Below are 25,740 nucleotides of genomic sequence, written 5' to 3' on the forward strand. Positions count from 1 at the left end.
CGCGGCCGCCATGCCGCGACGATGGGCCTTCCTCTCAGCCGATCCGGAACCCCATCGTCGCTTCCACCGCCTGCTGCCAACCGGCATACAGTTGCTCGCGCTTGTCCTCGGCCATGGCAGGCTCGAAGCGGCGATCCACCGCCCACTGCGCGGCGATCTCCTCGCGGCTGGTCCAGAAGCCGGTCGCCAGACCGGCCAGGTACGCCGCGCCCAGTGCCGTGGTTTCGGCCACTTCCGGCCGCAGCACCGGCACGTCGAGGATGTCGCTCTGAAACTGCGCCATGAAGTCGTTGGCGATCGCGCCGCCGTCGGCGCGCAGCTCCTTCAGTTCGATGCCCGAATCGCTCTGCATCGCGGTCAGCACATCGCGGGTCTGATACGCCATCGACTCCACTGCCGCACGCACGAAGTGCTCCTTGCTGGTGCCGCGGGTCAGCCCGAACACTGCACCGCGAATATCGCTGCGCCAGTACGGCGCGCCCAGGCCGACGAAGGCCGGCACCAGATACACGCCATCGTTGTCGCCGGCACGTTCGGCGTATGCCTGCGAGTCGCTGGCCTTGCCGAGCATGCGCAGGCCGTCGCGCAGCCACTGCACCACCGAACCGGCGACGAAGATCGCGCCCTCCAGTGCGTATTCCACCTTGCCATCGATGCCCCAGGCGATGGTGGTCAGCAGGCCGGCCTTGGACGCCACGGCCTTGTCGCCAGTGTTCATCAGCATGAAACAGCCGGTGCCATAGGTATTCTTGGCCATGCCCGGCTCGAAGCAGGCCTGGCCGAACAGCGCTGCCTGCTGGTCGCCGGCGATGCCGGCGATGGGCACCTGCTCGCCATAGAAGTACTGAGTCTGGGTCGTGCCATAGACCTCGCTGGAAGAGCGCACCTGCGGCAACATCTGCGCCGGCACATCCAGCATCTCCAGCAGCTGCGCATCCCACTCCAGGGTGTGGATGTTGAACATCATGGTGCGCGATGCATTGGTGTAGTCGGTCACATGCACCTTGCCGCCGGTGAGGTTCCAGATCAGCCAACTGTCGATGGTGCCGAACGCCAGCTCGCCGTTGCGCGCACGCTCACGCGCACCCTCCACATGGTCCAGGATCCATTTGACCTTGGTGCCGGAGAAATACGCATCGATCAGCAAACCGGTCTTGTCGCGCACCATCTGCTCGTGCCCGGCCTCCTTGAGCTGGGTGCAGATGTCCTTGGTCTGCCGCGACTGCCACACGATGGCGTTGTAGATCGGCTGGCCGGTGGCCTTGTCCCACACCACCGCGGTCTCGCGCTGGTTGGTGATGCCGATGCCGGCGATCGCGCGCGCATCGATCTGTGCGTTATTGAGCAGCTCGGTGATGGTGGTGTAGACGCTGGTCATGATCTCGCGCGGGTTGTGTTCCACCCAGCCCGGTTGCGGGAAGATCTGCGCGAACTCGCGCTGCGCCACGCCGGCCACCTTGCCGTGACGGTCGAACAGCATTGCGCGTGAGCTGGTGGTGCCTTGATCGATCGCAAGGACGTACTGCTTTTCCATCGTAGATTCCTCGAACGACGCCGGCGCGGGCGCGCGGCGGGAGTGGTCGGTGCAACCGGGGGCATTGCACGAATGGCGCGTCATCGGCGGTGATTCGTGCAGGCGTCATGCGTGCCGCAAGGCACTGCGATCAGCGTGGATCCAGCGGCTGGGTTCCGCCCTGCAGGTGCCGCACGCGTGCCGGCAGGAACGGCAGGATCAGCCATTGATAGGCCAGCGCACCGATCGGACCGCCGATCAGCGGCCCCACGATCGGCACCCACCAGTAATTGTCCTTGGCTGGCAACGCGGCTTCGCCCCACCCTGCGAGGTAGGCAAACAGGCGCGGCCCGAAGTCGCGCGCCGGATTCATCGCCCAGGCTTCCAGGTAGCCCATCGACGCACCCAGCGTGGCCACCAGCAGGCCGATCATCAACGCGCCGGAATTGGCGCTGGGCGCCGCTTCGTTGAAGCGTTCGGTGATGGCGAAGATGCCGAAGATCAGGAAGGCGGTGATGATGATCTGGTCCACCAGCGCGTGCATCGGCGTGACCGCCAGGCCGGGAGCGGTGAAGAACACGCCGGCCGCACCGCCGGCCTCGCGGGTCAGATGCTGTACCTGGTTGTAGTGATCGATCACCGGCCCGTAGAGCTGGTAGACGATGGCCGCGCCGAGGAACGCACCGATCACCTGGGCGAGCCAGTACGGCAGCACCTTCTTCCAGGGAAAGTCCCGGAACAGCGCCAGCGCCAATGTCACTGCCGGATTGGCATGCGTGCCCGAGACCGAGCCGGTCACGTAGATGGCCAGGGTGACCGCCAGGCCCCAGGCGATGCACACGCCCCAATACGCATTCTGGTAGGCACTGGGATCGTAGAGGATGTACATCGCGGCCACCGAATCGCCGAGCGCGATGATGATGAACATCGCGACCGCTTCGGAGATCAGCTCGCCCACGAATTGGCGGCTCATGCGGGCAGTCTCGCGCAGGCCGCAGCTGGGCGAGCGGGATCGGGCAGGGCGCAGGCTGCTGCGCCGGTGGAGTAGGTGCTGCTCATCGGGGATGCCCTCCAGGTGACTCGGAATGTTGCCGGCTGTGCGCCAGGATACGTTGCCGGACGACCCGTCCTCGCCGGCACTGCGGTGGATTCAGGCAGGAACGCGGTCTGTGTGCCGGTCCGCCTCTGTCTGCAGATAGTCGTCGAGTCGCTGGCGTCCGGCCGTGTCGATACGCAGGCCGAGTTTGCTGCGACGCCACAGGATATCCTCGGCGCTGTGCGCCCACTCGTGCCGGCACAGGTAGTCCACCTCGGCCTGATACAGGTCCGCGCCGAAGTGCGTCCCCAGACCGGCCATGTCCGTCGCATCGCCCAGCAATTGCTCGCTGCAGGTGCCGTAGTTGCGCACCAGGCGCTGTGCGGTGGCGGCGGGCAACCAGGGGCGCGCGTTGTGCACGCGCTCGAGCAGGCTGGCGATGTCGCGCTGTTCGCCGCCGGGCAGCGCATCGCCGCGCGCCGTCCAGGCCGGCTTGCGTGCTCCCAACGCCTGGGTCAACCGGTCCACTGCCTCTTCGGCGAGCTTGCGGTAGGTGGTGAGCTTGCCGCCGAACACATTGAGTAGCGGTGCCCCGTCGCTTACCAGCTCCAGCTGGTAATCGCGGGTGACCTCGGCGGCGTTGTCTTCGGCATCGTCCAGCAACGGGCGTACGCCGCTGTAGTTCCACACCACGTCCTGCGGGCCGATCTGTTGCTGGAAGTACAGGTTGGCCGCATCGCACAGGTACTGCACCTCGGCCGTGTCGATCTTCGGCGCGGCGGGGTCGGCCTCGAAGTCCACGTCGGTGGTGCCGATCAAGGTGAAGTCGTGTTCGTAGGGAATGGCGAACACGATGCGGCGATCCGGCTGCTGGAAGATGTAGGCATGATCGTGGTCGAACAACTTGGGCACCACGATGTGGCTGCCCTTGACCAGGCGCAGCGCATGCTGATGCGGCACTGCCGCGACCTTGTCCAGGAACGATACCGCCCACGGCCCTGCCGCGTTGGCCAGCGCGCGCGCCTGCACCGTGCGGCGGCGGCCATGCCGATCTTCCAGCTCCGCATACCAGAACCCGGCATCACGCCAGGCCCCCACGCAGCGGGTGCGGGTATGGATCTGCGCGCCGCGCCTGGCCGCATCCATCGCGTTGAGCACCACCAGCCGCGCATCCTGCACCCAGGCATCGGAGTAGACGAAGCCGGTCCGCAGCGATTCCTGCAACGGCGCGCCCACCGGATGGGTGCGCAGCGACAGCCTGCGCGAACGCGGCAGGCTGCGCTTGCTGCCACCCAGATGGTCGTATAGGAACAGCCCGGCGCGGATCATCCAGGCCGGGCGCAGATGCGGCTGATGCGGCAACAGGAAACGCAGCGGCCAGATGATGTGCGGCGCCAGCCGCAGCAGCACCTCACGCTCGGCCAACGCCTTGCCCACCAGGGCGAATTCGTACTGCTCCAGATAGCGCAGGCCGCCGTGGATGAGTTTGGTGCTGGCGCTGCTGGTGTGCGCGGCCAGATCGTCCTGCTCGCACAGGCACACCGACAGGCCGCGACCGGCCGCATCGCGGGCGATGCCGACCCCGTTGATGCCACCGCCTACCACCAGAAGATCGTACGTCTCGCCCATCGGTGTCTCCGTCCGGATGCGCCTGCGGCGAACCCAAGTTGTCATGTTCGAACATATTCGAACATTCCGCCTTGCCGGAACGTGAAGACAGCTAGATTGCGTGAAACCTCAGTGGTCCTGGAGGATTGCCGCCTGAGCCGGGACAGGCATACCGAGTTGGCAGCCCCTGCTGCAGTCTAAAAAGAACAGAATCGAACATCGCGCGGGATCAGCGGGTATCGGTGCCGGTCACATGCACGCGGGTGCCCGCCTCGGCCAGGACAGGAGCCAGCTCCTGCGGCAGCGGCCGGTCGGTGAACCAGTCGTGCACCTGCGCCAGCGCGCCCAGCCGCACCATGGCATTGCGCCCGAGCTTGCTGTGGTCGGCGGCCAGCACCACCTGGCGGGAATGCTCGATGATGGCCTGGGCCACGCGGACTTCCTGGTAATCGAAGTCCAGCAGGGTGCCGTCCCGATCGATGCCGGAAATGCCGATCACCCCGAAGTCCACCTTGAACTGCCGGATCAGCTCCACCGTGGCTTCCCCGGTCACGCCCTGGTCGCGACCGCGCACCACGCCGCCGGCCACGATCACCTCGAAGCTGGGGTTGGCGCTCAGCATCACCGCGACATTGAGATTGTTGGTGATCACGCGCAGGCCGCGGTGCTGCAGCAGTGCGCGCGCCACTTCCTCGTTGGTGGTACCGAGGTTGATGAATAGCGAGGCATCGTCGGGAATGAACCGGGCAACCTGCGCGGCGATGTGGCGCTTTTCTTGCGCCTGCAGCGCCTTGCGGGCGGTGTAGGCCAGATTCTCCACGCTCGATGGCATGCTGACGCCGCCGTGGTAGCGGCGCAGCACCCCGGCATCGCACAGCAGCGTCAGATCGCGGCGGATGGTCTGCGGCGTCACCTCGAAGCGCGTCGCCAGCCCTTCCACATCCGCGAACCCCTGCTGCCGGACCAGTGCCACCAATTGCTCCTGGCGCGGGTTCAGTGCCGGCGCCGGGACAGTCCTGTAGTGAGTCGACTCCATGCGCAGATGATCGCGCATGCGTGTGAGGATGCAAACACGTCGTGGGGCGCATCGGCGCAGCGTTCCGGTCGGGCAACTGCGCCGATCGGCCCGCCGCCGGGGACGGCATCACGCGGTCGGGCCTGCGCAGGCCTGCGGCCCGGCGCCGCGTGGCTCAGCCCAGCTCGCCGCGATAGCCGGTGTCGATGGTGATGCTGCCGCCCACCGCACGCGACACGCAGGCGCATAGCTTGCGGTTTTCGCGGCGTTGCGCGTCGCTGAAGAAGACGTCGCGGTGATCGATGTCCGCTGCGCTGTCGAGTATCTCCACCGCGCACAATCCGCATTCGCCACGCCGACACTCGGCGATCAGTTCCACGCCGGCATCGGTCAGCGCATCGAGCATCGACTCGTTCTCCGCCACCGGTACCTCCAGGCCGAGCGCGGGCAACTTGACCACGAACGCCTGTGCGGGCACGCGCCCGCTGTTGCCGAAGGTTTCGAAATGCAGCCGCGCGCGCGGCCGCCCGGCCGCGTGCCAATGCTGGCGGACCGCTTCGAGCATGCCTAGCGGGCCGCAGACGTAGACCTCGGCATTGGGCGACAGGCGCGCCAGCGCGCCGGCCAGATCGGGCGCGCCGTCGTTGTCGTCGCAGTGCAGTGTCAGGCGTTCGCCGAGCAAGCCGTCCAGCTCGTCCACGTAGGCCATCGCGTGGCGCGATCGGCCCACGTACAGCAGCCGGAACGCCGGATGGCGCGCTGCCAGCCGCTGCGCCATGCCGACGATCGGGGTGATCCCGATACCGCCGGCGATCAACAGGATTTCTTCCCCGCGTTCGTCCAGCGCGAAGTTGTTGCTGGGTGGCGACATCTCCACCACATCGCCCGGCTGCAGCGTCCACATATGCCGCGAGCCGCCGCGGCTGTCGGGCATCTGCCGCACCGCGATGCGGTAGTGGCCGTCCGCGCGCGGCTCGCCCACCAGCGAGTACGAACGCACATCGGCACGCCCATGCAGCTGCACGCGGAAGTCCAGATGGCTGCCGACCTCGAAACTGCGTGCGGCCGGTCCCGGATCGAACACGATCTCGCGGACGCCTTCGCAGGCGTCGGCAATGCGGACCACGCGCGCGCGGTGCCATTGGGTGTCTTTACGCATGATGAGCTCCAGGCGGAAGGGCGTGCCGGGCACTGCCGACATCGGGAATGGGGGCAGGACCGATCAACGCGCCGCCACGCAGCTGGCCGATCGCCGCAGGGGTCTGCAGCACATGACGTAGATTGCGATGCGCCAGGCGCGCGTGTTCGCGCATCAGCGCTTCGGCGCGACCGCCCTGGCGCTGCTGGATGGCCGCGATCACTTCGCGATGCTGATCCTGTGCCAGGGGCAGCAGCAGGCGTGCATCGGCATCGCTGGTCTGCGCCATCACCAGACCGCTGGGAGAGGCGAACGGCAGCTGCACGCTGCGGTTCACCGCGCGGTCGAGTACGTCGCTGTCGGCCATCGCCAGCAACAGCGCATGGAACTGCGCATTGATCTGCACGTAGGCAGCGAGATCGATCGCATCGGGCGACGGGCCGACGATGCGGTCGAGCTGGGCCAGCAGGCGCTGCGCCTGCGCCAGCTCCGCAGCGCCGATGCCGCGCTCGGCCGCCATGCGCGCGGCCAGTCCTTCGAGCGTGCCGCGCAGTTCGATGGCGTCATGCACATCGCGGTCGCTGAAGGCCTGCACGGCATAACCGCCGCCCGGCAGTGCGCTGACCAGGCCTTCGTCGCACAGACGTTGCAGGGCCGCGCGTACCGGAGTGCGCGACACGCCAAGGCGCTGCACCACCGACAGTTCGGACAGGCGGGTACCGGCGGCCAGGCTGCCGTCCAGGATCGATTCGCGCAGCGACAACAGCGTGCGCGTGGTTTGTGCGGCGCTGTGACGGAACGGGGTGGTCGGTGACATGCCGGGGCTTCTGCGCTGCGCGCTCAGCCCACCATGCGCAGCGACAGATCGCCGGCGCGCTGCTCCTGCGCGATCAGGCGATCGATCACCCGCCGCGCCCACATGCCGCCGGCATCCACATTGAGGTTGTAGAAGGTGTGGTCCGGGTGCGCATCGATGGCCCGTTGCTGCGCTTCCAGCACCGCTTCGTCTTCGCCGAACACGCCGGTGACGCCTGCGCGCGTGAGCGTGGTCAGCGATTGATCGTGCAGCGCGTAGTTGCGCATGAACGCCCAGAAGTAATGACAGGTGGTGTCCGTCTCGGGGGTGATGGTGTTGAGGACGTAGCCATTGACGCCCTGGCTGCGATCGCCTTCCGGCGCGCCGGTGCCGGCGATCGCCACGCCCACGTCGATGGCGATGGTGCCGGGCGCTTCGAAACGGATGATCTGCCAGCGATCCACCTTGCCGCGGTAGTCCAGATGGCGCGCGATCTGGCTGGCCCAGAACGGTGGCGCGTCGATGTTGCGCATCCAGCGCGACACCACCACCGAGCGCTCGCCATGCGCCACGTCGAATGGCGCCTCGGCGATTTCGTCCTGGCCGATGCTGGAGCCATGCACGAAGGTCTCGTGGGTCAGGTCCATCAGATTGTCCAGCACCAGCCGGTAGTCGCACTTGGCGTAGATGGTGCGGCCATCGCCGGCCCAGGCCGGATCGTGCGCCCAATGCAGATCCGGGATCAGCGCGGGATCGGCCTTGACCGGGTCGCCCGGCCAGATCCAGACATAGCGGTGCTTCTCGGCCACCGGAAAATTGCGCACGCACGCCGACGGGTTGATGGTCTCCTGCGAGGGCATGTGCACGCAGCGGCCTTGCGTGTTGTAGACCAGGCCGTGATATCCGCACACCACGTCGTCGCCGCGCAGCTTGCCCATCGACAGCGGTACCAGGCGGTGCCAACAGGCATCTTCGAGCGCCACGACCGCACCGGCGGTGGTGCGGTAGAGCACCACATCCAGGTTGCACACCTTGCGCGGCGCCAGTGCGTGCTTGATCTCGTGGTCCCAGGCGACGGCGTACCACGCGTTGAGGGGAAACAGCGGCTTGGACTGGGACATGACCGTGACTCCTGGGGTTTTTGTATACAACCTGGGGTACGAATCGGCGCCGGTGCGCCGGCTGGCAACCAGTTGACGCGCATGCCAGCGCTGGCGTCTGCTTGCAGGCGAAGTTATGTATACACCGGACACAATGTCGTGGCACCACTGTATCCGCGAAATTGTGCGTTTATCGAATACAAAAGCCGATAATCGGATTGACCGGGCCATCTGGCTGGCTCTACCGTGACGGCTCGTTCGCAACCCAGGCGTGCTGCCATGGCCGAAGTCGTTTCCCTGAGAGAGGCGGTGTCCCACCTGATCGTCGATGGCGACTGCGTGGCGATGGAGGGCTTTACCCATCTGATCCCGCATGCCGCCGGGCACGAGGTGATCCGCCAGCAAAAGCGTGACCTGCGTCTGGTGCGCATGACGCCAGACCTGATCTACGACCAGTTGATCGGCGCCGGCTGCGTGGCGGCGCTGCGGTTCTCGTGGGGCGGCAACCCCGGCGTGGGCTCGCTGCACCGGCTGCGCGACGCGGTCGAACATGGATGGCCGCGGCCATTGCAGATCCGCGAACACAGCCATGCCGACATGGCCAACGCCTACGTCGCCGGCGCCTCGGGCCTGCCGTTCGCGGTGTTGCGCGGCTATGTCGGTTCGGACCTGCCGCATGTCAACGACAGCATCCGCTTCCTGCAGTGTCCTTATACCGGCGAGACCCTGGCCACGACGCCGGCAGTCACTCCCGACGTCACCGTGATCCACGCCCAACAGGCCGACCGCCGCGGCAATGTGCTGCTGTGGGGCATCCTGGGCGTGCAGAAGGAAGCCGCGCTGGCTGCGCGCAAGGTGATCGTGACGGTGGAAGACATCGTGGACACGCTCGACGCGCCCCCCAACGCCTGCATCCTGCCGCGCTGGGTGGTCGATGCGGTATGCCATGTGCCAGGCGGCGCGGCGCCTTCGTATGCGCACGGTTACTACGCACGCGACAACCGCTTCTACCTGGGCTGGGATGCGATCGCCCGCGACCGTGCACGCTTCCAGGCCTGGATCCAGGCGCACGTCCTCGACACCGAGGACTTCAGCGCGTTCCAGCGCGTGTACGCGCAATCGCAGCAGCAGGTGGCCGCATGAGCGAATACAGCACCAACGAAATGATGACCGTGGCCGCCGCGCGCAGGTTGCCCGACGGCGCGGTCTGTTTCGTCGGCATCGGCCTGCCGTCCACGGCGGCCAACCTGGCGCGGCTGACGCATGCACCGGACGTCACCCTGATCTACGAATCCGGCCCCATCGGTGCACGCCCTGATGTGCTGCCGTTGTCGATCGGCGATGGCGAACTGGCCGAGACGGCCGACACCGTGGTCTCCACGCCGGAGATCTTCCGCTATTGGCTGCAGGGCGGGCGCGTGGATGTCGGCTTCCTGGGTGCGGCGCAGATCGACCGCCACGCCAACCTCAACACCACGGTAATCGGCGATTACGCTGCGCCGAAGACACGCTTGCCCGGTGCCGGCGGCGCGCCTGAGATCGCGGCTAGCGCCAAACAGGTGTTCATCATCATGCGTCAGTCCAGGCGCAGTTTCGTACCGGTGCTGGACTTCATCACCACCGTGGGGCATCTGGACGGCGGCGATGCGCGCAAGCGTGCCGGCCTGCCCGGTGCCGGCCCCACCGTGGTGGTCACCGACCTGTGCGTGATGGAGCCGGATCCGGTGAGCCGCGAACTCACCGTCACTTCGCTGCATCCCGGCATCAGCCGCGAACAGGTCAGCGCGGCGACCGGCTGGCCGATCCGGTTTGCCGCCGACCTGGCCCAGACGACGCCGCCCAGTACGGCCGAACTGCAGGCGCTGCGTGCCTTGCAAGCGCGTACCGATGCCGCGCATGGAACCCAGGCGGCCGGAGCGGAGGCATGAGCGAGGTCTATCTGATCGATGGCATCCGTACCCCGATCGGCCGGTACGGCGGCGCCCTGTCCGGCGTGCGTGCCGACGACCTGGGCGCGGTGCCGCTTGCCGCGTTGCTGGCGCGTCATCCAGCACTGGACCCTGCCGCGATCGATGATGTCTACATGGGCTGCGCCAACCAGGCCGGCGAGGACAATCGCAATGTCGCGCGAATGAGTCTGCTGCTGGCGGGCCTGCCTACGTCGGTGCCGGGCAGCACCCTCAACCGCCTGTGCGGTTCCGGGCTGGATGCCGTCGGCACGGTGGCGCGCGGCATTCGCGCCGGCGAACTGGAACTGGCGGTCGCCGGCGGCGTGGAATCGATGTCGCGGGCGCCCTGGGTGATGGGCAAGGCCGACAGCGCCTTTGCCCGTACCCAGCAACTGGAAGACACCACGATGGGCTGGCGCTTCGTCAATCCGCGTCTGCAGGCGACCTACGGCACCGAGCTGATGGGCGAGACCGCGGAAAACGTCGCCGCCCGCCATGCCATCACCCGTGAGGACCAGGATGCCTTCGCGCTGCGCAGCCAGCAGCGCGCGGCCGCCGCGCGGGCCGCAGGTTTCTTCGATGGCGAGATCACCGCGGTCTCGGTGGCCGGACGCAAGGGCGGCGAACCGACCACGGTGGAGCACGACGAACAGCCGCGCCCCGGCACCACCGCCGAGACCCTGGCCAAGCTCAAGCCGGTGTTCCGCCAGCCAGGCACGGTTACTGCGGGCAATGCGTCGGGCATCAACGACGGCGCCGCCGCGCTGCTGCTGGCGTCCGCGCAGGCGGTGCGGGCGCACGGGCTGACGCCGCGCGCGCGGGTGCTTGGTTTCGCCTGCGCGGGCGTGGAGCCGGCCTATATGGGCATCGGCCCGGTGCCTGCCACGCAACGCCTGCTGGCACGCCTGAACCTGCGCATCGCGCAGTTCGACGCGATCGAACTCAACGAAGCCTTCGCCGCCCAGGCGCTGGCCTGCACGCGCCAGCTCGGCCTGGCCGACGACGCTGCGCAGGTCAACCCCAACGGCGGCGCGATCGCGCTGGGCCATCCGCTCGGCATGAGCGGCGCGCGGCTGGCGCTGACCCTGGTGCGGCAGCTGGAAGCCGGCAACGGGCGGCTCGGGCTGGCCAGCATGTGCATCGGCGTGGGGCAGGGCGTGGCCCTTGCGATCGAACGCCTCTGAGCCGGCGCCATGCCCTCTGTCCCGCAACCAGCGCCACCCAATATCGTTTGAACGTGCCGCACTGCGGCCAGGGAGATCCCACATGCGCGATGCCACCACCGACGAGCCGGGCGCCGATCCATTGCTGGGCTATCGCCGTCCACGTCCCGGCACTCAGCCGGCCTGTCTGCACCTGCCCTACGCATCCACGCGTTTGCGCGGTCCCACCTGCGCGCCGATCCAGATCCCCGCCACGCTGTCGGAAGTCACCGGGCCGCGGATGGATCGCCTGACCCTGGGGCCGCATGCCGCCGACCTGACTGCCGGCTTCGATGGCGAACCGCTGGGCGAGCGCATCGTGGTGTCCGGCCGCGTGCTTGACGAAAACGGCAAGCCGGTGCGCAACAGCGTGGTGGAAGTGTGGCAGTGCAATGCCGCCGGCCGTTATCAGCATTCCGGCGACCGCCACGATGCGCCGCTGGATCCCAACTTCCGCGGCACCGGGCAGGTGCTGACCGACGCGCAGGGCCGCTACGCCTTCAAGACCATCAAGCCGGGCGCCTATCCGTGGCGCAATCACTACAACGCATGGCGGCCGGCGCACATCCATTTCTCGCTGCACGGCGACGGGATCGGGCAGCGCCTGGTCACGCAGATGTATTTCCCGGGCGACCCGTTGCTGGCGCACGACCCCATCTACAACTGCGTGGACGATGTGCTGGCGCGCGAACGCATGGTGTCCAGTTTCGACTGGGAGAACGCCATCAGCGAATACGCCCTGGCGTATCGCTTCGACATCGTGCTGCGCGGCCGCAAACAAACGGTCTGGGAGTGAACCGATGAGCCTGTACGCAACGCCTTCGCAAACCGTCGGCCCGTATTTCCGCCTTGGCCTGGAGCCGCTCTACCGCGATCGACTGGCATCGCCGCAGGTCGCGGGCACGCAGGTGCAGATCAGCGGCTGCGTCCGCGACGGTGCCGGTAACCCGGTGGCCGATGCGGTGCTGGAACTGTGGCAGGCCGATGCGGCCGGCATCTACGCGCACCCTGCCGACCCCCGCTGGCAGGCGCATGCGCCCGAATTCGACGGGTGGGGCCGGGTCGCCACGGATGCCGAGGGGCGGTTCGCCTTCGCGACCATCAAGCCGGGTGCGGTGGCCGGGCCCGGCGACGCACTGCAGGCCGCACATCTGACCGTGCTGGTGTTCATGCGCGGCCTGCTGCGCAGCGCGTCCACCCGCCTGTACTTCGCCGACGACCCGCAGCTGGATCGCGACCCCATCCTGGCACTGGTGCCTGCAACGCGCCGCGCCACCTTGCTGGCGCAACCCCGTGGAGGGGGCGCCTACCGCTGGGACATCCACATGCAGGGCGAGACCGAGACCGTGTTCTTCGACTACTGATGCGGCGCGATGTTGCCAGTCGCAGGCGTGGCCCTGGCCGCTCCCCGCCTGTTCGAATCACGCAGCGGTGTCCGGTCCGGCGATGCCGTGTGGCAGGTTGCGCTGCCGTCCGGCGCGATGGCGCCGCAGTTTCCCCCTGCGCGCGTGGCCATGGCATGCAGTGGATGGACGTTGCGCGCAACGGCCATGCACACGTGTCGCGTGCCGGTTGGCACCTACGCGCTGCGATGCCATGCTGCCGCCACGCCAAGAGAGCCACCGCATGAGTTCCACCTTTTCGCTGTTGGACCCCTTGTTTGGCGACCCTGCATGCGACGCGCTGTTCGACGATGCGGCGCGGGTGCAGGCGATGTTGCAGTTCGAAGCGGCGCTGGCCCAGGCGCAGGCGCACTGCGGCGTCATTCCCGCGGCCGCCGCGCAGGCCATCGCCCGGGCCTGCGATGTGCGCCATTACGACCTGGCCGCATTGGCGCAGGCCACCGCGCTGGCTGGCAACCCCGCCATCGGGCTGGTCAAGGCGCTCACCGCGCGGGTGAGCCAACACGATGCCGACGCCGCGCGCTGGGTGCACTGGGGTGCCACCAGCCAGGACCTCATCGACACCGGCATGGTGCTGCAGTTGCGCGCTGCGCTCGATCTGCTGCTGCCGCAACTGCAGCGCCTGTGCGGCATCCTGGCCGATCTGTCCGAACGCGAGCGCGACACCGGCCTGCCCGGGCGCACCCTGCTGCAACATGCGGTGCCGGTGACCTTCGGACTCAAGGCGGCCGGCTGGCTGGATGCGCTGCAGCGCGCGCAGCGCCGCCTGCACGCCCTGCGCGAGGATGCGCTGGCGCTGCAGTTCGGTGGCGCTGCCGGCACCCTGGCCTCGCTGCAGACGCGCGGACTGGAGGTGGCGCAGGCGCTGGCCGACACCCTGGCCTTGCCGTTGCCGGCCGTGCCCTGGCATACCGCCCGCGACCGCATCGTCGAGATCGGCTGCGTATTCGGGCTGCTGGCCGGCACCCTGGGCAAGATCGCCGGCGACGTGGTGTTGCTGATGCAGTCGGAGGTGGGCGAGGCGTTCGAACCCGCCGCGGCCGGCAAGGGCGGCTCGTCGGCGATGCCGCACAAGCGCAATCCGGTCTCCAGCGTCGCGGCGATCGCCGCGGCCACGCGCGTGCCCGGCCTGGTCGCCACCTTGTTCAGCGCGATGACGCAGCCGCACGAGCGCGCCGCCGGTCAGTGGCATGCCGAATGGGACACCCTGCCGCAGATCGTGCGGCTCACTGCCGGCAGCCTGGCGCAGATGCAGGCCTGCCTGGCCGGGCTGGAACTGGACCGCGCACGCATGCGGGCGCATCTGGACAGCCACGGCGGCGTGCTCTACGCCGAGGCGGCGGTGTTCGCCCTGGCGCCGCAGCTCGGCAAGGCGCAGGCACATGCGCTGGTCGAGCAGGCCGTGCTGCGCGCGCAGCAACAGCAACGGCATCTGCGCGAAGTGTTGGGCGAGGATCCGCAGGTCGGCGCGATACTCACGCCGGCACAACTGCAGGCGGTGTTCGATAGCCGGAGCTGGCGTGGCATGTCGTCGGTCTGGATCGACCGCGTGCTGGCCGGTTCTCCTTCCCGCTGACGGTGCTCCGATGGCCTATCTCCCGTTGCCCACGCATCGCCTGCACTACCGCCTGGACGGCACCGAGGGGCGGCCCTGGCTGACCTTCTGCAACTCGCTCGGCACCGATCTGCACATGTGGGATGTGCAGATCGAAGCCTTCGCCCCGCATTACCGCATCCTGCGTTACGACCGGCGCGGTCACGGCTATTCGGAAACGCCGCCCGGTCCCTACAGCATCGCCGAACTGGCCCAGGACGTGCTGGCGCTGTGGGACGCACTGCAGATCGAACGCAGCGATTTCTGCGGGCTGTCGATCGGCGGACTCACCGGGCAGTGGCTGGGCCTGCACGCACCGCAACGGCTGCGCCGCCTGGTGGTGTGCGCCACCGCGCAGAAGATCGGCAGTTCGGCCACCTGGGAGGCGCGTATCGAGCAGGTGCGCAGCGAAGGCCTGCCAAGCCTGATCGATGCCACCTTGCAGCGCTGGTTCACCCCAGCGTTTGCGCACAGCCATGCGCAGCGCCTGGACATGGTGGCTGCCGCGTTCGTGTCCACCTCGCCGGCCGGCTACATGGCCTGCTGCCAGGCCGTGGCCGAGGCGGACTTCCGCGGCGCGCTCGATGGCCTGGCCTTGCCGCTGCTGGCCGTGGCCGGCGACGACGACCCGGTCTGTCCGCCGCCGAACCTGCGCGACATCGCCTACGCCGCCCCCGACGGCCACTACGCTCAGGTGCCCGGCCGGCACATCTGCAATCTTGAATCGCCCGCCGCCTTCAACGACGCGGTACTGGGTTTCCTGTTAAACGACTGACTCCCCCCGCCAAGGACATCCGATGCACGAAGACGAGCGTTACCAGGCCGGCATGCGCGAACGCCGGCGCGTGCTGGGCGATGCGCATGTCGATCGCGCGCAGGCCGCACGCAGCCCGCTGACCGACGAGTTCCAGGCCCTGATCACCCGCTATGCCTGGGGCACCATCTGGACCCGCGATGGCTTGCCCGCGCATACCCGTTCGTTGATCACCTTGTCGATGATGGTCGCCCTGGGCCACGACGAGGAATTCAAGCTGCACGTCCGTGCGGCACGCAACAACGGCGTGACCGCCGAGCAGATCAAGGAAGTGTTGCTGCAGGCGGCCATCTATTGCGGCGTGCCGGCTGCCAACCACGCCTTTGCGCTGGCCGTGCCGATCCTGCAGGAACAGGCTGCGGAAGGCTGAGTCCTTCGCTTCTTGGAACGTGCCGACGCTGCGGTTCGGGGCGGCCTAGCTCAGCAAGGTGCCCAGTCGCTGCGCGGCCTGTTTCAGCGGCTCCAGCAATTGCATCTGCATGGTCTGCAGGCTCACGCGCCCCGCCTGGGCGCCGATGTTCAGCGCGGCGATCACCTCGCCGCGCAGGTTGCGCACCGGCACCGCGATCGAGCGCAGCCCGATCTCCAGTTCCTGGTCGGTCAGGCACATGCCCTCGCGGCGCGTGCGTGCCAGCACCTCCAGCAGCGCCGATGCCTGGGTCAGCGTGCGTTCGGTGCGCGGGCGCAGCGTGGTGCGTTCCAGATAGGCTCGCAGGGTGTCGGCGGGCAGCGCAGCCAGCAGCACCCGGCCCATCGAGGTGCAATACGCCGGCAGCCGGGTGCCCGGGCGTAGCCCGATGGACATGATGCGCACCGTCTCCGCACGCGCCACGTACAGCAGGTCGTCGCCGTCCAGCACACCTAGCGAGCAGGATTCCAGCACCTGATCGCGCAGGCCGTCCAACACCGGCTGCGCCGCGGCGGTCATCGACGACGAGGCGACGTACGCACCGCCCAGCCCCAGCACGCGCGGCAGCAACACATAGCCGCGGCCCTGCTCGCCCACGTAGCCCAGCCTGGTCAGCGTGTGCAGCACGCGCCGCACCGCGGCGCGCGAGATCCCGGTTTCCAGGCTGATCTGCGACATCGTCACCTCGCGCGCATGCTGGGCGAACACGCTCAGCACCACCAACCCACGCCCCAGCGAGGTCATGAAATCGGGGTCGCCCTGCGCGGCGGCAATCTGCTGCATCAGCTCGTGCGGCAGACCGCGTTCGCTGCCGGCCGCAGCCGTGGAGGCGGAGGGTGTGCGGCGGCGGGCAGGAGTGTCGGGCATCGGATCGCAGCTTGGGCAGGTGCTGCCATGGTAAGCGCTCGCACCGTCGTGCGCGCCGATCGCGGTGGGCGTGCGCGGCATCTAAACGCTTCACCCGGCTTGCCGCATAATCGTCGCTGGCTCGTTCCGGATGGTCCTCCTAGTCCATGAAAACCCCCAAGGGTCTGCAGCCGCTGATCGACGACGGCGTGATCGACGAGGTATTGCGGCCGCTGAAGAGCGGCAAGGAAGCCTCCGTCTACGTGGTCGGTGCCGGCGAAGACATCCTGTGCGCCAAGGTCTACAAGGACATGGCGCAGCGCAGCTTCCAGGCGCGCGTGCAGTACCAGGAGGGGCGCAAGGTGCGCGGCAGCCGCCAGGCACGGGCGATGGGCAAGGCCACCAAGTTCGGCCGACGCGAGGCCGAAACGGCATGGAAGAACACCGAGGCCGATGCGCTCTACCAACTGGTGGATGCCGGCGTGCACGTGCCCAGGCCGCGCGGCTATTTCCATGGCGTGCTGCTGATGGACCTGGTCACCGACGACGCGGGGCATAGCGCACCGCGCCTGGGCGAAGTGGAACTGGAACCGGAACAGGCGCTTGCCTTCCATGCCAGCCTGATCGGCGACGTGGTCAAGATGCTGTCGCTGGGGTTGGTGCACGGCGACCTGTCCGAATACAACGTGCTGGTGTCGCCCCAGGGGCCGGTGGTGATCGACTTTCCGCAGGTGGTCAGCGCCGCCGGCAATAATGCCGCACGCCAGATGTTGCTGCGCGACGTGCACAACCTGCGCGATTGCCTGGGACGTTTCGCACCGGAGCTGCTTCAGACCCATTACGGCGAAGAGATGTGGGCGCTCTACGAAAAGGGCGAGCTACGCCCCGATAGCGTGCTCACCGGGCGTTTCCGGTTCGATACCCGGCGTGCGGATGTGCGCGCCGTGCGCGCTTCCATCGAGGACGCACGCCAGGAAAATCTGATCCGCCAGCAGGGTCGGCAAGCCGCTGCCGAAGACGATTGATCGGCGCAGTGCAGACATCTGCAAGTGCCTGCCGCGCCGGCGTGCATTCTCAGAAATTGAAGCGGAATGTCGTCATCAGCACATGGTTTTCGCGATCCACCGCGCGGGTGTTGACGAACTGGTTCAGATAGCCCACATCGACATTGGAAATGGCATTGAATTTCCAGTTGATGCCGACGAACAGACGGTTCTGGTCGAGACCGCGTCGCGCTCCCCAGCTGGTCTGGTCGAGATTGACGAACACCTCGTCGAAGACCACCCAGGACAACTGCGGCGCCAGGCTGCTGGGGCGGGTGGCGCGAATCATCTGCCGCACCCGATATCCCTCGTCGCTGAAGTCCTCGCGGTGACGTTGTTCCAGGCGGGTTCGGCTGGTGATACTGATGTTGGCGACCGGGTCGAACTGATACTGGAACTGCCCCCACCAGCGATTCTCGCGATTGGAGGGTTGCCCGGCCGGATGGCTGATGATGGTGTCGTAACCCATCCAGACGCTGGCCTTGGGATTGAGTCGATAAAACACTGCCGGGCGCAGGATCAATTGATCGAACTGCTCGCCTTCTTCGCGCCAGCGGGGATGGATATCCATGCTCCAGTAGAGATTCTCGACCGGCAGCTTGCCCTGAGCGTAGATACTCAACCAATACCGCCCATCTTCTTCGGTGCTGGCATGGGCAGGGTAGATGCTTGCCAGCGTCAGGAGCGCAGCGGGGCAGGCGATGCGGAGCGTGGCGGCCAATAACGTGCTAACTGCGTTCATTTAATAAAATGTGTCGTCGTTGGCAAATCATAGCAATATCCTTTGCCCGCCCAACGACCGTCCGGCGGATCTATTCCGCCCTTATTCGCCACTCTCTTCGTGAATCGCGACATTCCATCGTGCCGGTTTCTCCAAACCGACGACCGGCCCATGCAATGCACACACCACACGGGTCGGCGATGGACGATCTCCATGTCGTGGTGGTGCCGCTCCTGACAGCGCTGCGACCTCGTTCTGCACCACACGTGTCCAGCGGGACGCTACGCCACCTGGCTGCGCCGCGCACGCTCCAGGTGTACCAGCAGCAGCGAGATCGCTGCCGGCGTCATGCCGGGAATGCGCTGGGCCTGGCCGATGTTTTGCGGGCGCACGCGTTCGAGCTTCTGTTGCACCTCGATCGATAGTCCGCGCACGCCGGCATAGTCGAAACCCTCGGGTATCGGCGTGTTTTCCTGGCGCTGCTGACGTGCGATGTCGTCGCGCTGACGGTCCAGGTAGCCGGCGTACTTGACGCCGATTTCGACCTGTTCTGCCACCTGGCTATCGTCCACGCCTGGCCCTAGGGTCGGCACGCGCATCAGGCTGGCGTAGTTCAATTCCGGGCGCTTGATCAGATCCAGCACATTGGTTTCGCGGCTCAGCGACACGCCCAGGGTCTGCGTCACCTCGCGCCCCAGCGCATTGCCGGGTGTGGCCCACAGTGCAGACAGGCGTGCGCTTTCGCGCTGCACGGCCTCCTGCTTGGCCGCAAAGCGCGCCCAGCGCGCGTCGTCGACCAGGCCCATGCTGCGGCCGACACCGGTCAAACGCGCATCGGCATTGTCTTCGCGCAGCTGCAGCCGGTACTCGGCGCGGCTGGTGAACATGCGATACGGCTCGGTGGTGCCGTGGGTGATCAGATCGTCCACCAGCACGCCCAGGTAGGCCTCATCGCGGCGCGGCGACCACGCGGGCAATCCCTGTACGTGCCGGGCGGCATTGAGGCCGGCCAGCAGGCCTTGCGCGGCAGCTTCTTCATAGCCGGTGGTGCCGTTGATCTGGCCGGCGAAGAACAGCCCGCCCACGGCCTTGGTTTCCAGCGAGGCCTTGAGCCCGCGCGGGTCGAAGAAGTCGTATTCGATGGCATAGCCGGGGCGGGTGATGTGCGCCCGGGCAAAGCCGTTGATCGAGCGCACCAGCGCCAGCTGTACATCGAACGGTAGCGAGGTGGAGATGCCGTTGGGATAGATCTCGGTCACCTCCAGCCCTTCGGGTTCGACGAAGATCTGGTGGCTGGTCTTCTCGGCGAAACGCACCACCTTGTCTTCGATCGACGGGCAGTAGCGCGGGCCAATGCCTTCGATCTGCCCTGAATACAGCGGCGAGCGATGCAGCGCATTGCGGATGATGTCGTGGGTCTGTTCGGTGGTGTGGGTGATCCAGCAGCTGACCTGACGCGGATGGTCGCCGACCTGCCCCATGAACGACATCACCGGCAGCGGGTCGTCGCCGGGTTGCTCGACCATCACGCCGTAGTCCAGCGAGCGTCCATCGATACGCGGCGGGGTACCGGTCTTGAGGCGGTCGATGGCGAACGGGCGCTCGCGCAGGCGGGCGGCCAGGGTGGTGGCCGGCGGATCTCCCATGCGCCCTGCCGCATACTGCGTTTCGCCGACATGGATCTTGCCGGCCAGAAAGGTGCCGGCGGTCAGCACCACCGAGGGTGCTTCGAAACGCAGCCCGGTCTGGGTGATCACCCCGCGCACGCTATCGCCTTCGGCGGCACCGTTGTGGATGATCAGATCGTCCACCGCCGCCTGGAACACGGTCAGGTTGGGCTGCGCTTCGACGATGCGGCGGATCGCATTGCGGTAGAGGTTGCGGTCGGCCTGGCAGCGGGTGGCGCGCACCGCCGGCCCCTTGGAGGCATTGAGCGTGCGCCACTGGATGCCGGCCAGATCGGCGGCATGCGCCATGGCCCCGCCCAGCGCGTCGATCTCCTTGACCAGGTGGCCCTTGCCAATCCCGCCGATGGCCGGATTGCAGCTCATCGCGCCCACTGTCTCGATGTTGTGGGTCAGCAGCAGGGTGCGGGCACCGGCACGCGCGGATGCCAGCGCAGCCTCGGTGCCGGCGTGGCCGCCGCCGATCACGATGACGTCGAAGCGGTAGAAGGAGTCGGACATGGGCGTGTATCGATGACGGAAAAAGAAAAACGGCCGGAGAAGTATCGGCTGAAGGACCGACGCGGTCACTAATGCGCTAAAAGTGTGGTGTAAATCACATTTCGCAATAGTGGCGCTCAAGTTGGCATGTTTCGTGCGGATATCCCTACTGCACCCGGCGCGGCATTGCGACATGGGCGCAAAGGCTGGAATTGGAACAGGGGCCAGCCGCGCGTGCGTCGGGGTAGCGTAAGGGTCGGTAGTCGGGGGACTGCCGACCCTTAATTTTTTGCCTGACGCCGACCTGTTGCCGGCCATCGACCACACTGGCACCCGGACAAAACGCATAAAGCCCCGGCATGCCGGGGCTTTATGCGTTGAAGGCGCCGATATCCGACAGGGCCGGAACAGGGGGGATCCAGATTTCCCTGTCGGACATCGACATAAGTCGGTCCATGCGGCGAGCCGGGTCACAACATGACGTGGCAGGTCACACAGAGCACCTAGCTTGCGTCCAAGTACCAACTGAACGCAAGCCCCACACGTCTCATTTGTGGGACGTGTCTCAGTCAGCGGGTTACGGAATTTGCTGGCGTGGCGTCTGCCGCTGGATTTCCCGGATCACCCTTGGCGGCGCACCGATCCGCGGCGGCGGTCGCGACGGTGGCGCACCGGTCGGCGGCCGGCTGCCGCCTGACGGCTGCGATGGCCGAGGCCGATCCGGGCGTGGGCCACTGAAGCCGCCTTGCGGGCGCGGCGGTCGGTATTGCGGCCGCCGATCGTAGGGCCGGTAGTAATAGCCGCCACCGCGATAGATCGGATGGATCGGATAGTTATACAGGCCGAAGCCACCTGCCCCATAGGGCCCGTAGGGCGGACCGTAGTAGAACGGCGAGTACCCCGGCGGATAGCGGTACTGCACTGCAGGGGCGCCGCGGTAGTAGCCGCCCGACCCGCCTCCGGTGTAGTCATAGGTTGCACAGCCGCTCAGGGCAATCAGCCCGGCAGCGAAGATCAGACGGAATTTCATCGATGGTGCCCTCCTGCAACCATGGTGTCACTTTCGAACCGGTGCTTTGAATCGGTCCTTAACTCCGCAGCAACGGCGCGGTTCTTCATGGATCCAGCATGCGGCGGCATGCTGCGTGCGAGCCGTGAAGGACGGGACGATACGTTAATCTTGCTGCATGATCGAAACGGTCCCCCTGGCCCACCGCGACGTGCTGCACGCCGCGGCGCGCATCGCCCCGCACTGCGCACCGACACCGGTGCTGACCTCGCACAGCCTGGACACCTTGAGCGGCGCACGCCTGTTCTTCAAGGCCGAACACCTGCAACGCAGTGGCGCCTTCAAGTTCCGCGGCGCCTGCAATGCCGTCTGGGCGCTGCCCCAGCAGCAGGCTGCGCGAGGCGTGGTCACGCACTCGTCCGGCAATCACGGCGCCGCGCTGGCCCTGGCCGCGCGCACGCGCGAGATCGGCTGCCATGTGGTAGTGCCCGAGGGAGCGGTGGCCGCCAAGCTGGCCAATATCTCCCGCCACGGCGCCACCCTGTGGCGCTGCGCGCCAACCATCGCGGCGCGCGAGCAGTTATGTGCGCAGGTACAGGCCAGCAGTGGCGCCACGCTGGTCCATCCGTATACCGATCCGGCCGTGATCGCCGGGCAGGGCACCGCCACGCTGGAGCTGCTGCACCAGAGCGGCGGGCTGGACGTGCTGGTGGTGCCGGTCGGCGGCGGTGGGCTCGCGGCCGGGGCGGCGCTGGCTTTGCGCGCGGCGCCGGACTGCGCACTGGTGCTGGCCGAGCCGAGCGGCGCGGCCGATACCGCCCGCTCACTGGCCGCGGGGCGGCGCCTGATCGATTTCGTTCCCGAGACCGTGTGCGATGGCCTGCGTGGAACGCTCGGGGAACCGAATTTCGCGCTGCTGCAGGATGCCGGCGCGCAGGCGATCACGGTGGACGATGCGGCCGTGGTGCAGGCGATGCGGCTGCTCTGGCAGATCCTCAAGCAGGTGGTGGAGCCGTCTTCGGCGATCGCGCTGGCCGCGGTACTGGCCGAGCCGGACCGGTTCGCCGGGCGCAGGGTGGGGCTGGTCCTGTCCGGCGGCAATGTCGACCTGGATGCGCTGCCGTGGGTGCTCGCATGAGCAGGCGCGCGCGCGGTCTGGGGCTGTGGGGATGGTGCTGGCGGCTGTGCATGCTGGCGCTGATCTGGCTGGTGGGGGTGGCTGGCTGGATCGTCTGGGTTGGCGATCGCGATCAGGCCGCGCCGGCCGATGTGATCATCGTGCTGGGCGCGGCCGCCTACGATGCGCGTCCATCGCCGGTGTTCGAAGAGCGGATCCGGCACGCGCTGGATCTGTACACACAAGGCTATGCGTCGCACCTGTTGTTCACCGGTGGCTTCGGCAACGGCGCACGCTTTGCCGAATCGCAGGTGGCGCGGCGCTATGCGCTTCGGCATGGCGTGCCGTCGGACGCGATCGTGATCGAAACCCGCTCGCGCACCACCCGGCAGAATCTGGAGCAGGCGCGTGCGCTGATGGAGCGTCACGGCATGCATCGGGCAATCATCGTCAGCGACCCGCTGCACATGGCGCGGGCATTGCGACTGAGCCGTGAGCTGGGCGTGGACGCGCTGGCGTCGTCCACACCAAGTACGCGCTTTCGCAGTTTCCACACCAGCTGGCGTTTTCTGCTGCAGGAGGTCTACTACTTCCACCGCGATCTGCTGTCGCGCGGCGCCTAGCCAGTCGCGCCGCGCCGGTCCTGCCGGCAGTGCGCGCGACCTCCGCCACACCGCGCGCGTTTTATTATGATGCGGTTTTCCCAGCGGCAGGTTCGAGCATGAGCGAGAGCAACCGACAACACGCTATCGGCCTGGTTCAGGCCTATTACGAAGCCTTCAATCGCGGCGATTGGGACGGCATGTTGGCGTTCCTGACCGAGGATGTCGCGCACGACCTCAATCAGGGAACGCGCGAGATCGGTCGCGTGGATTTTGCCGCGTTCCTGCAGCGCATGAACGACAGCTACCGTGAGCAGCTGCACGACATCGTGGTGACCGCCAACGAGGACGGCACGCGCCTGGGCGCCGAATACGTGGTGCATGGCGTCTACCACACCACCGACGAAGGCCTGCCCGATGCGCATGGGCAGACCTATGTGCTGCCGGGCGGCGCCTTCTTCGAGGTGCGCGAAGGCAGGATCGCCCGCGTGACCAACTACTACAACCTGCAGGAGTGGATCGCGCAGGTGTCGCGCTGAGCGCATCGATCGGCACGGAGCGGTGCTGCGTAGGAGCGCGCTTGCGCGCGATGAGGCGCTGCCGGCATGACCGGTCGCGCCCGGGTGCGCTCCTCGGATGGTGCGACGCTACAGCCGCACGATACCGATCACCACCAGCACGAACAGGCTCCACTTGAGCACCTGATAGAGCGGGTTGTTGCGCTCCTTCAGCGCCTTGGCCTTCAGTCGCGCGGCGTAGAAATAGCGGAACACGCGGTTGATGCCGCCGGTCTTGTCGCCTTCCTGATTGGGCGAGGCGCCCGCCGAGAGCAGGCTGCGGCCGACCAAACGGTTCACCGCCGCCGCCCAGCGCCAGCGCATCGGGCGCTCGATATCGCAGAACAGGATGATGCGGTCCTGATCGGTGTCGTTGCGCGCGTAGTGGATGTAGGTCTCGTCGAACATGGTCCACTCGCCATCGCGCCAGCTGTGGCGCTGTCCGTCCACGTCGATGAAGCAACGGTCGTCGTTGGGCGTGGCCAGCCCCAGGTGCAGCCGCATGGATCCTGCGAACGGGTCGCGGTGCGGGCGCAGCTCGCTGCCCGGCGGCAGCTCGGCGAACATGGCCGCCTTCACTGCGGGGATCGACTTGAGCAGGGCGGTGGTCTGCGGGCACAGCTCGGCCGCCGAGGGATGCGCGGTGCCGTACCATTTCAGGTAGAAGCGTTTCCAGCCGCGGCGGAAGAACGAATTGAAGCCGATGTCGGTATAGCCGTCGGCGGCGCGGATCTTCTGCATCTGCTGCAGGGCCACCGCTTCGTCGCGGATCACGGACCAGTTCGCGCGCAGCGGCGCCAGTTCCGGAAATTCCCGGCCCGGGTCGATGAACGGCGTCGTCGGCACACGCGAGCACAGGTACATCAGCGTGTTGATCGGCGCCATGAAGGTGGAATGGTCCAGCAGCTGCCGACTGAGCCGGTGCCGCACGCGACCGCGGTAATGGATGTACAGCGCCGATGCGATGAACAGCGCGATCAGAAACCACTTCAACATGGGAGAGGCCGAATGGGGGCGGGGCCGTCGCAGGGGGAGCGGCGGGTTCGACGCAGGGGAGGCGTCGTCAACTTGTGAATTCTACCGGGTGATACGGTCTTGCCCACGCATCAGCCCCCGATGCCGGCGCAATGCAGTGTGTCACTGACGCGCTACGCCGCCTGGAGCGGCGCTCACTCGCCGCGGCGGCGGATCGGGATGGAAGCGACCGGGACACTGGCGATGTCCTGGCCGCGCTCGCGGATGGGGGCACCGGCGGCCGGAGCCCAGGCCTGCGCGTAGATCACTTCCCAGGAGCTGGGCAGTGTCCCGTCCGCTCGTCGCAGCGGCTCGTAGGCAGCGCTGGCGGCGGCGAAGCGACCACGTCCGGTGAGGGTGGTGCGGCGCTCGTTGAGCGCATTGGTCGCGCCCATCGCGCGCAGCTCGCGCATCAGCGCGGGCAGGTCCTGATAGGTCAGCGTGAACAGGTCGCGGTCCAGCACCGGATCGCGGAAGCCGGACATCATCAAGGCATCGCCGAACTGGGCGATCGGCGGGAAGCGGCTGACGTGCGGAGCGGTGTCGGCCTGGGCAAAGGCCTCGCGCAGTTCGATCAGGGTCTCCGGGCCGAAGGTGGAGCACAGCAACAGCCCACCCGGGCGCAGCGCACGGCGGAAGCCGGCGAACACCGCCGGCAGGTCGTCCACCCACTGCAGGCACAGGTTGCTGAAGATGACATCCACGCTGCCATCGGCCACCGGCAGCGCACGCGCGTCGGCGCAGACCTGGGCGAACGGTTTCCACCAGCCGGCCGCCTTGCGTGCCTGGCGCAGCATCGGCATGGCCTGATCGAGCGCGATCACCTGCGCCTTTGGCCAGCGCTTCTTGATGCTGCTGCTGGCATGGCCGGGGCCGGCGCCGACGTCCAGCACCACCTTCGGGACATGATCGCCCAGGTAATCCAGCGATTCGAGCAGGCGGGTTTCCACTTCGCGCTGCAGCGCGGCGGCGGCGGCGTAGCTGCTGGCGGCGCGCGCGAAGGCGCGACGGACGTGGCGGGGATCGAAAGTACTGTTCATTGCGCCGCTATTGTCGCCTGTGGCCGGTGCGGAGGGAATCGATGCGCCA

The 25,740-nt window shown here is 67.4% G+C and carries 25 protein-coding genes; 12 read left to right on the forward strand and 13 right to left on the reverse strand.

All coding sequences use genetic code 11. From position 1 onward, the window contains the following. Nucleotides 1-34: 34 nt before the first annotated feature. The 7 genes from glpK to LL964_RS03755 all read right to left on the reverse strand — a co-directional run bounded on the left by glpK (nucleotide 35) and on the right by LL964_RS03755 (nucleotide 8,227). Nucleotides 35-1,534, reverse strand: a complete 1,500-nt coding sequence (gene glpK, locus LL964_RS03725; RefSeq protein WP_104586271.1) for a glycerol kinase GlpK — start codon at nucleotides 1,532-1,534, stop codon at nucleotides 35-37. 130 nt (nucleotides 1,535-1,664) lie between these two features. Continuing rightward, nucleotides 1,665-2,486 carry an MIP/aquaporin family protein gene (locus LL964_RS03730; protein WP_104586269.1) on the reverse strand — a complete coding sequence of 274 codons (822 nt, stop codon included), beginning with the start codon at nucleotides 2,484-2,486 and terminating at the stop codon, nucleotides 1,665-1,667. Nucleotides 2,487-2,663: 177 nt separating this feature from the next. After that, nucleotides 2,664-4,178, reverse strand: coding sequence for a glycerol-3-phosphate dehydrogenase (gene glpD / locus LL964_RS03735; RefSeq protein ID WP_104586268.1), 1,515 nt, complete (start codon nucleotides 4,176-4,178; stop codon nucleotides 2,664-2,666). A gap of 208 nt (nucleotides 4,179-4,386) precedes the next feature. Further along, a complete protein-coding gene (locus LL964_RS03740) occupies nucleotides 4,387-5,211 on the reverse strand; it encodes a DeoR/GlpR family DNA-binding transcription regulator (RefSeq protein WP_104586267.1) in 825 nt (274 codons plus the stop codon). 136 nt (nucleotides 5,212-5,347) lie between these two features. Further along, a complete protein-coding gene (locus LL964_RS03745; RefSeq protein ID WP_104586485.1) occupies nucleotides 5,348-6,331 on the reverse strand; it encodes a PDR/VanB family oxidoreductase in 984 nt (327 codons plus the stop codon). After that, the gene (locus LL964_RS03750) at nucleotides 6,324-7,127 is read right to left on the reverse strand and encodes a GntR family transcriptional regulator (protein ID WP_104586265.1); all 804 of its coding nucleotides are present in this window, start codon (nucleotides 7,125-7,127) and stop codon (nucleotides 6,324-6,326) included. Before LL964_RS03750 ends, LL964_RS03745 begins: the two co-directional genes overlap by 8 nt. Before the next feature lie 23 nt (nucleotides 7,128-7,150). Continuing rightward, entirely contained in the window at nucleotides 7,151-8,227 is a 1,077-nt protein-coding gene (locus LL964_RS03755) for an aromatic ring-hydroxylating dioxygenase subunit alpha (RefSeq protein ID WP_104586263.1), read from the reverse strand. A gap of 258 nt (nucleotides 8,228-8,485) precedes the next feature. On the opposite strand from LL964_RS03755, the gene LL964_RS03760 reads away from it, so the two are divergent. The 8 genes from LL964_RS03760 (at nucleotide 8,486) to pcaC (ending at nucleotide 15,538) form a co-directional block, all read left to right on the forward strand. After that, nucleotides 8,486-9,349 carry a CoA transferase subunit A gene (locus LL964_RS03760; RefSeq protein WP_104586261.1) on the forward strand — a complete coding sequence of 288 codons (864 nt, stop codon included), beginning with the start codon at nucleotides 8,486-8,488 and terminating at the stop codon, nucleotides 9,347-9,349. Next, on the forward strand, nucleotides 9,346-10,134 hold the full coding sequence (locus LL964_RS03765; RefSeq protein ID WP_104586259.1) for a CoA-transferase subunit beta: 789 nt from the start codon (nucleotides 9,346-9,348) through the stop codon (nucleotides 10,132-10,134). Before LL964_RS03760 ends, LL964_RS03765 begins: the two co-directional genes overlap by 4 nt. Beyond that, nucleotides 10,131-11,339, forward strand: a complete 1,209-nt coding sequence (gene pcaF / locus LL964_RS03770; protein WP_104586257.1) for a 3-oxoadipyl-CoA thiolase — start codon at nucleotides 10,131-10,133, stop codon at nucleotides 11,337-11,339. The genes LL964_RS03765 and pcaF overlap by 4 nt, the downstream gene beginning before the upstream one ends. An 82-nt stretch (nucleotides 11,340-11,421) precedes the next feature. Continuing rightward, nucleotides 11,422-12,153, forward strand: a complete 732-nt coding sequence (gene pcaH / locus LL964_RS03775; protein ID WP_104586255.1) for a protocatechuate 3,4-dioxygenase subunit beta — start codon at nucleotides 11,422-11,424, stop codon at nucleotides 12,151-12,153. A gap of 4 nt (nucleotides 12,154-12,157) precedes the next feature. Further along, on the forward strand, nucleotides 12,158-12,721 hold the full coding sequence (gene pcaG / locus LL964_RS03780; protein WP_104586253.1) for a protocatechuate 3,4-dioxygenase subunit alpha: 564 nt from the start codon (nucleotides 12,158-12,160) through the stop codon (nucleotides 12,719-12,721). 262 nt (nucleotides 12,722-12,983) lie between these two features. Next, entirely contained in the window at nucleotides 12,984-14,336 is a 1,353-nt protein-coding gene (locus LL964_RS03785; RefSeq protein ID WP_104586484.1) for a 3-carboxy-cis,cis-muconate cycloisomerase, read from the forward strand. A gap of 10 nt (nucleotides 14,337-14,346) precedes the next feature. Beyond that, the gene (pcaD, locus tag LL964_RS03790; RefSeq protein WP_104586251.1) at nucleotides 14,347-15,129 is read left to right on the forward strand and encodes a 3-oxoadipate enol-lactonase; all 783 of its coding nucleotides are present in this window, start codon (nucleotides 14,347-14,349) and stop codon (nucleotides 15,127-15,129) included. A gap of 22 nt (nucleotides 15,130-15,151) precedes the next feature. Further along, nucleotides 15,152-15,538 (forward strand): 4-carboxymuconolactone decarboxylase, encoded by a 387-nt coding sequence (gene pcaC, locus LL964_RS03795; RefSeq protein ID WP_104586249.1) that lies wholly within the window; start codon nucleotides 15,152-15,154, stop codon nucleotides 15,536-15,538. Between the two features lie 45 nt (nucleotides 15,539-15,583). Here pcaC and LL964_RS03800 read toward each other — a convergent pair whose 3' ends face one another. Continuing rightward, the gene (locus LL964_RS03800) at nucleotides 15,584-16,444 is read right to left on the reverse strand and encodes an IclR family transcriptional regulator domain-containing protein (RefSeq protein ID WP_104586483.1); all 861 of its coding nucleotides are present in this window, start codon (nucleotides 16,442-16,444) and stop codon (nucleotides 15,584-15,586) included. Between the two features lie 146 nt (nucleotides 16,445-16,590). On the opposite strand from LL964_RS03800, the gene LL964_RS03805 reads away from it, so the two are divergent. Beyond that, the gene (locus tag LL964_RS03805) at nucleotides 16,591-17,448 is read left to right on the forward strand and encodes a PA4780 family RIO1-like protein kinase (RefSeq protein WP_104586247.1); all 858 of its coding nucleotides are present in this window, start codon (nucleotides 16,591-16,593) and stop codon (nucleotides 17,446-17,448) included. A 49-nt stretch (nucleotides 17,449-17,497) separates the two neighbouring features. Here LL964_RS03805 and LL964_RS03810 read toward each other — a convergent pair whose 3' ends face one another. The 3 genes from LL964_RS03810 to LL964_RS03820 form a co-directional block, all read right to left on the reverse strand. Beyond that, nucleotides 17,498-18,208 carry a DUF2490 domain-containing protein gene (locus LL964_RS03810; RefSeq protein WP_104586245.1) on the reverse strand — a complete coding sequence of 237 codons (711 nt, stop codon included), beginning with the start codon at nucleotides 18,206-18,208 and terminating at the stop codon, nucleotides 17,498-17,500. A gap of 260 nt (nucleotides 18,209-18,468) precedes the next feature. Next, on the reverse strand, nucleotides 18,469-20,373 hold the full coding sequence (gene mnmG / locus LL964_RS03815) for a tRNA uridine-5-carboxymethylaminomethyl(34) synthesis enzyme MnmG (RefSeq protein ID WP_104586243.1): 1,905 nt from the start codon (nucleotides 20,371-20,373) through the stop codon (nucleotides 18,469-18,471). A 556-nt stretch (nucleotides 20,374-20,929) separates the two neighbouring features. After that, nucleotides 20,930-21,382, reverse strand: a complete 453-nt coding sequence (locus LL964_RS03820; RefSeq protein WP_104586241.1) for a hypothetical protein — start codon at nucleotides 21,380-21,382, stop codon at nucleotides 20,930-20,932. Between the two features lie 157 nt (nucleotides 21,383-21,539). Between LL964_RS03820 and LL964_RS03825 the strand changes: the two genes are divergently transcribed. The 3 genes from LL964_RS03825 to LL964_RS03835 all read left to right on the forward strand — a co-directional run bounded on the left by LL964_RS03825 (nucleotide 21,540) and on the right by LL964_RS03835 (nucleotide 23,619). Further along, complete coding sequence (locus LL964_RS03825) at nucleotides 21,540-22,499, forward strand: pyridoxal-phosphate dependent enzyme (RefSeq protein ID WP_104586231.1); 960 nt, start codon at nucleotides 21,540-21,542, stop codon at nucleotides 22,497-22,499. Then, a complete protein-coding gene (locus tag LL964_RS03830; protein WP_104586229.1) occupies nucleotides 22,484-23,101 on the forward strand; it encodes a YdcF family protein in 618 nt (205 codons plus the stop codon). Before LL964_RS03825 ends, LL964_RS03830 begins: the two co-directional genes overlap by 16 nt. A 98-nt stretch (nucleotides 23,102-23,199) precedes the next feature. Continuing rightward, nucleotides 23,200-23,619, forward strand: a complete 420-nt coding sequence (locus LL964_RS03835; protein ID WP_104586227.1) for a nuclear transport factor 2 family protein — start codon at nucleotides 23,200-23,202, stop codon at nucleotides 23,617-23,619. 108 nt (nucleotides 23,620-23,727) lie between these two features. On the opposite strand, the gene lpxO is transcribed toward LL964_RS03835, so the two are convergent. Further along, complete coding sequence (gene lpxO, locus LL964_RS03840; protein WP_104586225.1) at nucleotides 23,728-24,633, reverse strand: lipid A hydroxylase LpxO; 906 nt, start codon at nucleotides 24,631-24,633, stop codon at nucleotides 23,728-23,730. Nucleotides 24,634-24,806: 173 nt separating this feature from the next. Then, nucleotides 24,807-25,691, reverse strand: a complete 885-nt coding sequence (gene bioC, locus LL964_RS03845) for a malonyl-ACP O-methyltransferase BioC (protein ID WP_104586223.1) — start codon at nucleotides 25,689-25,691, stop codon at nucleotides 24,807-24,809. Nucleotides 25,692-25,740: the final 49 nt, after the last annotated feature.

It is taken from the genome of Xanthomonas melonis, assembly GCF_020783655.1.
In the GTDB taxonomy this organism is placed as follows: Bacteria; Pseudomonadota; Gammaproteobacteria; order Xanthomonadales; family Xanthomonadaceae; genus Xanthomonas; species Xanthomonas melonis.